Source organism: Furfurilactobacillus entadae (assembly GCF_045862745.1).
In the GTDB taxonomy this organism is placed as follows: domain Bacteria; phylum Bacillota; class Bacilli; order Lactobacillales; family Lactobacillaceae; genus Furfurilactobacillus; species Furfurilactobacillus entadae.
On record NZ_BQXN01000001.1, the window covers coordinates 157770 to 170648 of the forward strand.

Sequence of the window (12879 nt, forward strand, 5' to 3'; positions counted from 1 at the left end):
ACGTATCACGATTGGTTAAAAAGGGCTACCTTATCCATTGCAATCGGTTTTTCTTAGTGTTCAAGCCGCAAGCAAAATGTTAAAATACCAAGGTATCGGTTATGATAAGGATGATTACATGGAAATTGCAAAGAACGATCGGATCAACTCACTCTTTGAGTTTTATGAGCCGTTGTTAACAGATAAACAGAAATCATACATTGAACAATACTATGGTGATGACTATTCACTGGGCGAAATTGCAGAGAACTTTTCGGTGAGTCGCCAGGCCGTTTACGATAACATCAAACGGACTGAGAAGATATTGGAAGGCTATGAAACAAAGCTTCATCTGTATGCCGATTTTTTAAAACGAAATCAGGATGCTGATGCCATCGCCGTGTACGTTAGCACCCACTATCCGACAGATAAGCTGTTAGCACAATTAGTGGAGCACCTTGAATTAACGGACAGTGAAGCTGAATAAAAGCAATTAATAAGTTAGTTTATTGGAGGAATGACGCATGGCCTTTGAAGGGCTTACAGAACGATTACAAAATGCAATGAAACACCTGCGCGGTAAGGGAAAGGTGACAGACGCCGATCTCCGTGAAACGATGCGGGAAATCCGGTTAGCATTATTAGAAGCCGATGTTAACTTTGACGTGGTGAAAACGTTTGTTAAAACGGTGCGGGACCGGGCCACTGGTTCCGACGTGCTAGACGGGTTAAACCCGGCACAACAGATCGTTAAAATCGTTGATGAAGAACTGACCAAGACGATGGGGTCGGATGCGACGGCGTTAAACAAGTCGCCAAAAATTCCAACCATTATCATGATGGTCGGGCTTCAAGGGGCCGGGAAAACCACCACGGCCGGGAAGCTCGCGAACAAGCTGAAAACAGAACAAAATGCCCGGCCACTGTTCATTGCGGCCGACGTCTACCGGCCCGCAGCCATTGAGCAACTGCAACAAGTTGCCCATGACATTGACGTGCCGGTCTTCCAGTTGGGAACCGATGTTGATCCCGTGGAGATTGTTCGCCAAGGGTTAGCGCAAGCTGATGAGAACAAGAACGATTATGTCATCATCGATACCGCCGGACGGTTACAGATCGATGAACAGTTAATGGACGAACTGGCTAACATCAAGGCGTTAGCGAAACCGGACGAAATTTTACTGGTTGTGGATGCCATGACCGGGCAAAATGCCGTGAACACAGCCACTGGGTTCAACGATAAGCTGGATGTTACCGGGGTTGTTTTGACAAAGCTCGATGGTGATACCCGTGGTGGGGCAGCCTTATCAATCCGGGCCGTGACCGGGAAACCAATCAAGTTTGTCGGTGAAGGGGAAAAGATGTCCGACTTGGACACCTTCCACCCGGACCGGATGGCCTCACGGATTCTTGGAATGGGGGACATGCTGACCCTGATTGAAAAGGCTCAGCAAGTTTCTGATGAGAAAACGGCCGCGCAACTGGAAGAAAAGATGCGGGAGAACTCGTTTGATTTTAACGATTTCCTGGATCAGATGGACCAGATGAACAACATGGGTGGTATGGAAAGCATCATGAAGATGATTCCTGGCCTAGCCAACAATCCTGCCTTGGCCAACGCCCAGATCGATCCAAAGGACATGGCGCACATGCGGGCCACGATTTATTCGATGACGCCGCAGGAGCGTGAACATCCTGACGTGCTGACACCAAGTCGGCGGCGGCGGATTGCCGCAGGTTCCGGACGGCCAATTCAGGAAGTTAACCGGATGATCAAACAGTTTGATCAGATGAAAAAAATGATGAAGCAAATGTCCAATGGGAACATGGGGGCACTTGATCAGATGGTTCCGGGCGGTCTTGGGAACATGCTTGGCGGTGGTTCTGGTATGTCTGGCCGTCTTGGCAAGATGGCGATGAATCGAATGGTTCGTCAAACGAAGAAGAACAAGAAAAAACGGTTGAAGAAGAACAAACGGAGCCGTTAAACAAGTGCGTGGATCACAAGAACTCATTGTTAAGATGAGTTCTTTTTTTGTGCTCTGACAGACAATGGACGGAGCGTTAAAGATAAATAGGGTTAGTCATTGTTTCAAACTTATGAAAGCGCTATGCTTAAGCTGTGAAAACACTTTCAAATTGGAGGGATGTTACATGGCTATCGTAGTTTCAACGCTAAAAGAGACTGCTGACGAGCACCGGGTTGCGTTAACGCCGGGTGTCGTTAGTCGTTTGATTAAGGCGCACTATGAAGTATTAATTGAACAAGGGGCCGGTGTTCAGGCCTTTTACCCCGACAGCGCGTACACAGAGGCCGGGGCAAACATTGTCAGCCGCGAGCAGGCGCTCTCACAGGCCGATGTGATTGCAGTTGTCAATCAGCCAGATCAGGCCACCGTGGCGCAGTTGACCGCGGGCCAGACGTTGATTGGATTATTAGCACCATTGACGGACCCGGACGGTATTCAGTCGTTGGCAGACCGTGGTGTAACGGCATTAGCGTTTGAATTGTTACCACGGACCGTCTCACGGGCCCAAACAATGGATGTCTTGAGTTCCCAAGCCAGTGTCGCTGGTTATAAGGCTGCTTTGCTTGCAGCGGATCGGTTCTCGCGGTACTTTCCAATGATGATCACTGCCGCCGGAACGGCCAAGCCTGCCAAGGTCTTGGTATTAGGAACTGGGGTTGCTGGTCTTCAAGCAATTGGGACAGCGAAGCGGTTAGGGGCCGTGGTGTCTGGCTATGATGTTCGGCCAGCGTCTCGCGGTGAAGTGGAATCACTGGGGGCCACCTTTTTAACGACCTCTGTTTCAGGCGCTGGCGAGGGTGGTTACGCCCGGGAGCTGACGCCGGAAGAAACACAACAGCAACAGGATGAACTCGCCGGGTTTATTGCCGAAAACAATGTGGTCATAACAACGGCGCAGGTTCCTGGGCGTAAGCCGCCAGTTCTTGTCACTCAGAAGTCGGTTGACGCAGCAACACCCGGAACCATTTTTATTGACCTTGCGGCAAGCGACCTTGGTGGAAATGTTGCCGGTTCGAAGCCTGCAACGACAGTAACAACGCCTGCAGGAGCCCAGATCATCGGGGCCGGTGACATGGCGAGTCAACTACCGGCCGCTGCTTCTGATATGTTTGCTAAAAACGTGCAGGCTGTTGTGAGTTACATCACCGCAGACGACACGTTAACGTTTGACATTGATGATGACGTTTTGGGCGAACTGATTGCAACAAAAGACGGTGAAATTATCAGTCATCGCTTGCGGGCCGCCATGAAGATGCCTGACCGACAACCGAAAACACCAGCCGGTGAACCAGCTAAGGACGGTGAGTGAAGATGAGTCAAGAATTATATTCGAATTTAGCCATTTTTGTTTTAAGCCTGCTTGTGGGCTTTGAAGTTATGAGCAAAATTCCGTCAACGTTACAAACACCAATGATGTCCGGTGCAAACGCGATTCACGGGGTTGTTGTGGTTGGTGCGTTTGTCATTGCTGCGGAGGCAAATAGCTGGGTCTTTTATGTTTTAGCCTTTCTCGGTGCCTTTTTCGCAGCCATCAATGTGGCCGGTGGTTACACCGTAACGGATCGGATGTTAGGGATGTTTAACCGACCAAAGAAGTCGAATTCAAAGGAGGATGATCAAAAATGAGTGGATTAATGACAGCCTCCTCGTTGGTCTATTTAGTCTCTGCTGTTTGTTATGTCATCGGGGTGCACATGATGCGGTCACCAAAGTCAGCCCGCCGTGGGAATGGCTTATCGGCGATTGGGATGTTTTTAGCGGTGATTATGGTCATTGTAACCCTATTGGTTGATGGCAAAATTACTGGAATCGGCTGGCTTGTGCTGATCTCAGGCCTGGTTCTTGGTGTTTGGTATGGGGTCAGTCGGGCACGAAAGGTTCCAATGACGGATGTGCCACAGTTAGTTAGTTTGTTTAATGCCGTTGGTGGTGGTGCGGCGGCCGTTATCGGAATTTTTGATTACACCGTTAAAGCAAACGGGGCTCATCTGGCAGTAGCATTTTCTATCCCAGTGTTACTCGATGTGATCATTGGTGGGATTACCTTCTCAGGGTCGCTGATTGCAACCGGGAAGTTATCCGGACATGTACCGGGAAAACCCATCACATTTCCAGGGGCCCGGATCGTTAATGCACTTGTTATTATCGCGATGTTAGTGGCCGCATGGTTAATGGTTGGCATGCCCACAAACGCGTGGTACGTTGTGTTAGGACTCGTTGCGAGTCTTATTTTTGGACTTTTGATGACCTTACCAATTGGTGGGGCCGACATGCCGGTTGTTGTATCCCTGTTAAATGCATTTACTGGGTTAGCCGTGGCCTTTGCCGGGTTTGTCATTGATAATCAGGTCTTGATTATTGCCGGTGCCTTAGTTGGGGCGGCAGGGACCATTTTAACGTTGCAAATGGCTGATGCCATGAACCGGTCTGTGGCCAACATTTTGGCCGGTGGTTTTGGGACTGGCGACAGCAATGGCAGTAGCGCCGCTGATGAAACACCTGTTAACGTTAAGGAAACGAGTGCTGATGATATTGGTTTGCAATTGGCTTACGCAAACAACGTGATGATCGTGCCGGGCTATGGGCTGGCTGCTGCGCAGGCACAACATGAAGTGGCTGAGTTGGCAAAGCTCTTGACGGACAACGGGATCAACGTGAACTACGCGATTCACCCAGTCGCTGGGCGGATGCCAGGGCACATGAACGTGTTGCTGGCAGATGTCAATGTTCCGTATAACCAGATGAAACAGCTTGAAGAAGCTAATTCAATGTTTGAAAATACGGATGTTTCCCTCGTGATCGGGGCTAATGATGTCACGAACCCACTGGCACGTGAAAAGGGAAACGCGATTTCCGGGATGCCAATTCTGGACGTTGATAAATCGAAGTCTGTTGTTGTCATTAAACGGTCGATGAGTACCGGTTATGCCGGGGTCCAGAACCCATTATTTGCGTTAGATAATACGCAGATGTTCTTCTCTGATGCAAAGAAAGGGTTACAGGACATTGTCGCTTCAACCAAGGAGTACATTAGCCAGTGATGTGACGAGGTTTATGGACAATTAATTTCCTTTGCGTGAATCCTTTTCGGAGAGCTCATCATCAGAATGGTTAACGGTTTGGTTAACAGTAGACACATTTGAATCGTGATTTTTATTAAAGTCATCCATTTTTTGGATGGCTTTTTTTGCCGTTGCTTAAATGGTTGATGGTAAATGAGCAGGTGAGTTTGCGAACGCTAAATAAAAAGGCCACACGAATGTGGCCAATATGAGCAGATTTATTTTGGTTTCCCAACGACTGAAAAGAATCGGAGGCAATAAATTGCGCTAATGCCAACAAGGATATAAATAATTCTGGAAAGAATGGCACCTTGCCCACCAAAAATTGTTGCGACTAAATCAAAACTGAACGCACCCACTAGTAACCAGTTTAGGCCACCGATGATCAGAAGAATTAATGCCGTAATATCTAAAGCTTTCATAAAAGCCTCCCTTATTGGTGAAAACTCGAGTTACAAAAATGCTTATGCATTTCATAAGGGAAATATATTATAACCGGGCGTAAAATTCAAAATAGGTGCTTTTGGAAAAAGGCATTATTTAATTGGTTACTTTTAAAAAGGCCCTATCAGCACCGTTTGGTTACTGATAAGGCCCTTGAAGGCTAACCTAGTGTTAAGATGATTGAACCAATCGCGGTAACAAGGCTTGCCACTAACAGACTAACTGCGATTAACTGCTGCCCCTTTAAAGCAACGCTAACACTAATTCCCATGAGTGTTATTGCAATTAAAATTAATAAAAGAAACATGGCAAGGGCTCCTTATCGCTAGATTGAACTAATAATTTACCCGTAGTCTAACATTGGCCATGAAGGAATTACATTATTCTTCCTCGAACATTATTAAGTAGAAAAAGTTTTTAAAAGCAAAAATAACCACCACCAGTTAATTGAATGAACTGGTGGTGGTTATTTTTTAGTGATTATTAATAACGACTAACGGGTCCGCCGAAGCCGGATAATTAGAAGGGCTCCTAACGCGAAACAACCGCCAACCATTAACGTAAGACCGATCTTTTCAGGTGTCGCTGTGTCTGGCAGCGCAGACTTTTTTTCTGATTGCTTTGGTTGGCTTGCAGAAGAAGTTGTGCTACTTGTCGAAACGTCGGCTGAAGACTGATCTTGGTTCGTACCAGGAATTGTGATCCCTGGTTTGTTTTTGTCGGAACTTGAACCGACGTTTGAGCTTGACGATGAGTTAGAGCTTTTACTTGAACTCGAGGATGAGCTAGAACTGCTGCTTGAGCTTGATGAACTCGAAGATGAGCTTGAGCTACTGTTACCACTGCCGCTTGCACTTCCGTTTGTTTGTGGAACGCTAGCGGTCGTTGATTCTGAGCCGGAACCGTTACCACTGGTTCCCCAAGTCATGGCAGCCTTATTTTTAAAGACTGTTTCGCCGTCAGAAGCGATGGCTGGATCAACAAACGAGGTGGTGTAGTCAATGACGTACATTTGTTCTTTGCCACCTGGAATGGTTAAGTCAAAACCATTGGCACTTGTACTATCTACATGGTAATCGGTGCCTTCTTTTAATTGGTTATCACGTTTATAAGTTGCCATGGTAACAGGATCAACCCAGTAGCCGGAGGAAACGGTAATACTATTCGGATTCAAAATTTGGTTTTCATCAACAAGCGTGTCCGTGACGTGAATGTTGGTGAGGGGGAGCTCATTACGATTTACAAGGATCGTCCACTTGATGATGGGGTCGCTGTTTTCATCCAGCGTTAAAGAGCCTTTTTTCGAGAGGTTTTTGCCAGAAACAGCCACGTTGATTGGACTTGTCTGTTGCCCTTCACTTGTTTCAAACGGAACCTTTGATTCGCCGGGATTAACGACGGCAGAATTTAACTTCGTGGTGAAGTTAATGGTTCCGTGAAGGTTGTCGAGGCTCGCTGCCGTTTCGTTAAAGGTCACTACTACTGAGCCATCAGCGTTAATGTTGACGGTTCCTAATTCGGTGCCGTCATCAGCGGTTAGCAGAATTTGGCTGGGTTTAGAAACAGAGAGTTCGTTAGGTAGCTGGATGACCATCTGATCACCAGCCTCGACCTTAGTCCCAGCAGGTGCTGCCCAGTCATACTGAACTTTGACACTACTTGCGTAACTAAAATCTGGACCGTTGGTAATTTGAGCGTTTGTTATGAATTCATTACCAAAAGTGGCAGCCTTTGTTTCGGCGACACTTAACGCGCCGGTGACAATAAAGGCAAGCAAAGCAAGAAGCCACCAAGGAAAATGGTTTTTCTTCATGAATAAATTCCTCCAATCATAATTTAAATAATTACAAAATAATAACCGCCTCTAATATACAACACCCCAAAGGAAACGATTTATTTAGAAATTATTTATAACTGCGAAATTTATAATGGTTCAAACAAAAATAGTCCATCACCAGGAGGACTGGTGATGGACTATTTCGATCATTTAACTCCGGCAGGCGGGCTCGAACCGTCGACAACCTGATTAACAGTCAGGTGCTCTACCAACTGAGCTATGCCGGAATAACAAGCCTTATTGTCGCGTATTCTTCGGGCGGTGTCAATTAAAATCATAAAACGAAGTAAAGGGGTTTTAGTAACGCATTTCCTAAAGGACTGATATGATGAAGTAATGAAGGGAAGCAAGATAAAATGACTGATGAAGAACCTACCAAAATGCAGTTTGCAATTGGCGATCGGGTGACGTGTCAACATTTCACAGGGTTGCCTGAAAACTTTTTGGGCACAATTTTGAAGGTGGACGAGCATGCGGTGCTCTTAACGTTACTGGCGACTGATTTTCCTAAAAGTGCCCAGCAAACGTTAATTGAGTTACACCATCGAATCGCGGTTGCGAAGCGATTGGTGGCGCCAATTAACCAGTGAATTTCGGTAAATCGTAATTGATGCTTGCTCTTGTCGGTAAATAGCGTTAAAGTATAGTCATTGTATTGATGGTTCGGTAGTAAGTGTACTAGTTCGTATGAATGACAACCTTTCTGGCCAGCTTTAGATGCAAAATTAATTTGCGCAATTGCGTATGGAGGTTTCATTCATATGGAACAAGGTACTGTTAAATGGTTTAACGCTGACAAGGGTTACGGTTTCGTAACTCGCGAAAATGGTGACGATGTATTCGTTCACTTCTCAGCTATCCAAGGTGACGGCTTCAAGACTTTGGACGAAGGCCAACACGTTACTTTTGATGTTGAAGACAGCGACCGTGGCCCACAAGCTACTAACGTTGTTAAGGACTAATTTATTAGCCTTTAAAGACCATTCGCTAATTGCGAATGGTCTTTTTTTATTCTAAAAATGAAATTCGCTAATGATTGGTCTAAGGTAACCGTTTGTTGGTATACTATGTGAGTTAAACGATACTAGGGAGGTTTGTCATAACCATGAATGAACAGCGTCGGCAAACATGGGGCGTCACATTAGCAAGTTTAGGCGCATTACTATGGGGAATATCTGGACCCATTTCCCAAGACTTATTTCAGCACGCTGGCGTGTCGCCGGAGTGGTTGACCGGATTGAAAATGACGATTTCTGGAATTCTTATTTTGGCAATGGTCACGGCACGCCAGAGATCACGCGTTTTAAACGTTTGGCGGAAGCGCAGCGATGCGCTCATGATGATCGTCTTTTCATTAATTGGAATGGCGGCCGTTCAATACGTTTACTTCTTAACGGTGCGGGCCTCTAGTGCGCCAACGGCAACCATTATGCAAACGTTGGGGACCGTGATGATCGTACTATGGGGGATCTTTTATCATCACGATTATCCACGGCCAGCCGACATTTTAGCGGTGACACTTGCATTATTGGGAACCTGGTTGCTCGTGACGAAGGGCGATTTGTTTCATTTAGCAATTTCGCCAGTTGCGTTGATGTGGGGGCTTCTCCTTGGCTTGAGTGGTGCGCTGAACACGTTACTGCCAGCGAGTTTACTGCGGCGTTACGATACGTTAACGGTGGTTGGTTGGTCGATGCTTTTCGGTGGGCTGACGTTTACCGTCATTCACCCAGCATGGCACGATGTGCCAACGTTAAGTTTTTGGAACTGGGCGGGCGTTGCCTTTATTGTTTTATTTGGGACGGCGCTGGCATACATTAGTTTTATTGGAAGTCTTAATTTGATTTCACCAACGGTGGCGGGGCTGTTAGACGCCTTTGAACCATTATCAGCAACCATCCTGGCCGTGCTATTTTTAAACGTCACGTTCAATGGTTGGGAATTGTTTGGTGGTGCGTTGATTTTAAGTACCGTCTTTATCCTGTCATGGGCAAAGCCGGCAGAAAATCGCCAACAGCCCGAAACTCATGCTGATGACGTGGATGCCCAATAAAGGGGAGGTAAACCGATGCAACGAATGTCTAAACGGTGGTCGTTAGTTCTTTTGGTATTGATCGGGCTGGGATTAGGAATGGCCCCCAAAACGGTCCATGCTGATCAGATAACAACGTCTGAACAACGACAGATCAAGTCATTACGGCAACGTTACGGTCAGTTAAGCCATCAAGCGTACGACGAGAGTAATAGTTATCAAACCAAACCGCAGTTTAAAACAAAATTACAACCGGGGAAACTGACATCACGGTATCAAGACCAACTGTTGGCCTACCTAAACTTTTACCGTTCACTGGCGGCGTTGCCAGCGGTGCGTTACGGGTTAAACACAACCGCTCAGGCGCAAACCGCGGCGGCAGATATGGCAGCTGCAAACGGCTTTTCTCATGGCTTAAAGGGGTTAAAGCGGCCCGGCTACGTAACAAAGGCGCAATGGCAAACTGGTCAACAAGTTACCATGAACAGTAACATTGGCGAAATGAACGTCCCGGAACGGCTAGATGCAACAATGGGCAATTACGTCCGGGATAACTTTAATGTGGAAGGGAATAACACGGGGCACCGTGCCTGGCTGCTATCACCCATCATTCATACGGTGGGGATCGGGGTGGCCTATAAACCGCAGGCAACGTTTGCATACAGTGATATTTATTTTGCAGATCAAAGTGATGATCAACGGTCGATTGTGCCAAATCGCGCTCAGGTGATCAATTATCCGACGGCGGGTGTTTTCCCAAGTGAGCTATTAAAGACGAAGGTCCCGTCCCGTCCCGTTTACTGGTCGAGCAATTTTACCGTTACTCAAAAGGCGACGGGAACGGTCAAAGTCACCGTGACGGATTTAACAACAAACAAGCGGATGACTGCTAAAAACGTTCACTTAGATCAGAATCAACACTTTGGTCATTTTGCTAGCATTCTAACGTACCGGCCTGCTGGACCTGTCACTGATGGACACCACTATCAGGTTAAGGTAACGGGCTTATCGCAATATCCAAAGGGCTATCAATACTCATTTTTAGCCTTTTCATTAGCAAATTAAACTAGCTAAATAAAGCGACCATTAATTGTTATAAATTTGTGGTCGCTTTATTATTTTTATATGGCATTTTTACTAATTGTAGATTACAAATTGCCGACAAATCCACCACATCCTAGTAGGTAAACAGTGCAATGCCCATACTGGCGGGTGTTGAAGAAGACTGTATATAGCAAGACGGTTTTATTAGCTTGCTTGCTGGAAAAAAAGGTTCATGGTAAAGTTTACGTAATGATTAAAGGATGATTTATTGAAAACGCAATATTTTTAAGGGGCATGCAAATGAGAATTAAGCTTTATAAAGCTGGTAAGTTCTGGGTCACCTCAGGAGTTGTTTTAACAACCTTAATCGTTGGTGGGATGAAGGCGTCTGCTGATGCAACTGTCAGCCAGCCAGCCGCAGCGACAACACCAACCGTTGCAAGTACAGTGACAACCGCTGACAAAGCAACGGCGACTTTGAATTCTAATGCTGATCAGCAAACAGAAACAGCACAGGCTGTGACTGCGGTTAGCGCAGGTTCAACGGCAGCTAGCAACCAAAGTAGTGCAACTGTGAGTGCAACTAGTGCAGGTTCAACGGCAAGTAGCAATCAAAGCAGTGCGGCAACAAGCTCGACTAGTTCAAATTCAACTGCAAGTAGCAATCAGAATAGCTCAGCAACAAGCACCGTTGATAACAGTAGTGAAGCAAAACGTGTCTCTGATGAATCAAGTTCATCAACGTCTGCTAGTCCCGTGAGCTCGGCATCAACAACTGATTCAGAAGCTGCAACGAAAACCGCAGCTTCGGCTACACGCGTTGTAAGAATGATGAGTGTTAAAACGACCAGTGCTGCTGTTACGAATGGTTGGACAACGGTAAATGGGATTACTCAATATAATGTAAATGGAAAGCCTGCAACTGGTGAACAAAAAATTGATGGCATTTGGTATTTGTTTGATGCAAAGACGGGTGCATTACAGTACGGTTTTCAGAACTTGCAACCCTATAATGAAAACAAAACTGTTTATTATGACACTCACGGCAAAATGGTGTATGGCGAAGCAAAAATAAATAACAATTGGTATTTATTTGATTCTATTACGGGTGCCATGCAGTATAACTTTCAAAATTTAACTAATTACGGTCATAATAAAATTGTGTACTATAATGGCAACGGCCAAATGGTTTACGGTGAAGCCAAGATTAACAATAATTGGTATTTGTTTAGTCGTGATGATGGCGCCATGCAGACTGGGTTCCAGAATTTAGCCAGTTATGGACTCAACAAGATCGTGTACTATAACGGCAACGGCCAAATGGCGTACGGTGAAGCCAAGATTAACAATAATTGGTATTTGTTTAGTCGAAATGATGGCGCTATGCAAACCGGGTTCCAAAATTTAGCTAGTTATGGGCTCAATAAAACCGTGTACTATAATGCCAACGGTCAAATGGCGTACGGTGAAGCCAAGATTAACAACAATTGGTATTTGTTTAGCCGAAACGATGGTGCCATGCAAACTGGGTTCCAGAATTTAGCCAGTTATGGACATAATAAAACGGTATATTATAGTAACAATGGCCAAATGGTGTATGGCGAAGCAAAGATCAATAATAATTGGTATTTATTTAGCCGTGACGACGGATCAATGCAGTATGGTTTTCAAAACTTGACTAATTATGGCTATAACAAGGTTGTTTACTACAATGCGCAGGGCCAAATGGTGTATGGCTCGCAAGTTATTAATGGCCGGACGTATAACTTTGATCGAGTAACGGGGGCGTTAATCGCTGATTCAATGATGAATGGGATCGATATTTCCAGTTACCAACCAGGGATCAACCTGTCGGCAGTGCCTGGTGATTTCGTTGTGATCAAGGCAACTGAAGGGACTTCTTATGTTAATCCGTATGAAGTTTCTCAATACGCTAGTGCGCAGGCCGCTGGGAAACTGGTCGGGTTGTATCACTTTGCTGATCCTGGTACCAGTGCTGCTGTGCAAGCAACGTACTTTGTGAACAACGTTAGAAACCAATTAGTTGATGGTCATGCTTTACCAGTGCTTGATTTTGAAGGGGCCGCGGTTTCACTTGGACCAGCATGGGCCGAAACGTTCTTAGATACAGTTGCTAATTTAACGGGTGAAACGCCAATGATTTACATGAGCAAGTCGGTCACCCGGGAATACGACTGGAGTTCTGTAGCAGCGAAGTATCCGTTATGGGGTGCTCAGTATGCTTCAATGAACGCTCAGTACGGCTATGATACTGATCCATGGACGGATAGCGGTTCGTGGGGCGCTTGGGGTAACAAACCAAGTATTTATCAATATAGCTCAACGGGACGTCTCAGTGGTTGGGGCGATAACCTGGATTTAGATTTGTCATACGTTGGGGCCTCAACCTGGGCACAATGGACTAACGCCTAAGTAAATTAATTTAACCAA

Annotated in this window: 13 protein-coding genes and 1 tRNA gene; 10 read left to right on the top strand and 4 right to left on the bottom strand. The window is 45.9% G+C overall.

Annotated features, from left to right (window positions below):
* The first annotated feature begins 118 nt into the window (after positions 1-118).
* The 5 genes from ACKTR5_RS00855 to ACKTR5_RS00875 all read left to right on the top strand — a co-directional run bounded on the left by ACKTR5_RS00855 (position 119) and on the right by ACKTR5_RS00875 (position 5050).
* On the top strand, positions 119-466 hold the full coding sequence (locus tag ACKTR5_RS00855) for a putative DNA-binding protein (RefSeq protein ID WP_407878370.1): 348 nt from the start codon (positions 119-121) through the stop codon (positions 464-466).
* Positions 467-503: 37 nt separating this feature from the next.
* The gene (gene ffh / locus ACKTR5_RS00860) at positions 504-1967 is read left to right on the top strand and encodes a signal recognition particle protein (RefSeq protein ID WP_407878372.1); all 1464 of its coding nucleotides are present in this window, start codon (positions 504-506) and stop codon (positions 1965-1967) included.
* A 166-nt stretch (positions 1968-2133) separates the two neighbouring features.
* Complete coding sequence (locus ACKTR5_RS00865; protein ID WP_407878374.1) at positions 2134-3318, top strand: NAD(P) transhydrogenase subunit alpha; 1185 nt, start codon at positions 2134-2136, stop codon at positions 3316-3318.
* Between the two features lie 2 nt (positions 3319-3320).
* Positions 3321-3635, top strand: coding sequence for an NAD(P) transhydrogenase subunit alpha (locus tag ACKTR5_RS00870; protein WP_407878375.1), 315 nt, complete (start codon positions 3321-3323; stop codon positions 3633-3635).
* Positions 3632-5050, top strand: coding sequence for an NAD(P)(+) transhydrogenase (Re/Si-specific) subunit beta (locus ACKTR5_RS00875; protein ID WP_407878377.1), 1419 nt, complete (start codon positions 3632-3634; stop codon positions 5048-5050). The genes ACKTR5_RS00870 and ACKTR5_RS00875 overlap by 4 nt, the downstream gene beginning before the upstream one ends.
* Positions 5051-5289: 239 nt before the next feature.
* Here the strand turns inward: ACKTR5_RS00875 and ACKTR5_RS00880 are convergent, their stop codons facing one another.
* From ACKTR5_RS00880 to ACKTR5_RS00895, 4 genes are all read right to left on the bottom strand, one after another.
* Positions 5290-5493 carry a DUF378 domain-containing protein gene (locus tag ACKTR5_RS00880; RefSeq protein ID WP_407878379.1) on the bottom strand — a complete coding sequence of 68 codons (204 nt, stop codon included), beginning with the start codon at positions 5491-5493 and terminating at the stop codon, positions 5290-5292.
* 182 nt (positions 5494-5675) lie between these two features.
* Positions 5676-5822: a hypothetical protein gene (locus tag ACKTR5_RS00885; RefSeq protein WP_407878381.1), complete on the bottom strand. Its 147-nt coding sequence runs from the start codon at positions 5820-5822 to the stop codon at positions 5676-5678.
* Positions 5823-6008: 186 nt separating this feature from the next.
* Positions 6009-7328 (bottom strand): Ig-like domain-containing protein, encoded by a 1320-nt coding sequence (locus tag ACKTR5_RS00890; RefSeq protein WP_407878383.1) that lies wholly within the window; start codon positions 7326-7328, stop codon positions 6009-6011.
* 178 nt (positions 7329-7506) lie between these two features.
* Positions 7507-7579, bottom strand: a tRNA-Asn gene (locus ACKTR5_RS00895).
* A 129-nt stretch (positions 7580-7708) separates the two neighbouring features.
* Between ACKTR5_RS00895 and ACKTR5_RS00900 the strand changes: the two genes are divergently transcribed.
* From ACKTR5_RS00900 to ACKTR5_RS00920, 5 genes are all read left to right on the top strand, one after another.
* On the top strand, positions 7709-7942 hold the full coding sequence (locus tag ACKTR5_RS00900; protein WP_407878385.1) for a DUF2187 domain-containing protein: 234 nt from the start codon (positions 7709-7711) through the stop codon (positions 7940-7942).
* Between the two features lie 171 nt (positions 7943-8113).
* Complete coding sequence (locus tag ACKTR5_RS00905) at positions 8114-8314, top strand: cold-shock protein (RefSeq protein WP_407878387.1); 201 nt, start codon at positions 8114-8116, stop codon at positions 8312-8314.
* Between the two features lie 143 nt (positions 8315-8457).
* Positions 8458-9405, top strand: coding sequence for a DMT family transporter (locus tag ACKTR5_RS00910; RefSeq protein ID WP_407878389.1), 948 nt, complete (start codon positions 8458-8460; stop codon positions 9403-9405).
* 15 nt (positions 9406-9420) lie between these two features.
* Entirely contained in the window at positions 9421-10449 is a 1029-nt protein-coding gene (locus ACKTR5_RS00915; protein ID WP_407878391.1) for a CAP domain-containing protein, read from the top strand.
* 279 nt (positions 10450-10728) lie between these two features.
* Positions 10729-12861: a GH25 family lysozyme gene (locus tag ACKTR5_RS00920; RefSeq protein WP_407878393.1), complete on the top strand. Its 2133-nt coding sequence runs from the start codon at positions 10729-10731 to the stop codon at positions 12859-12861.
* Positions 12862-12879 lie beyond the last annotated feature (18 nt).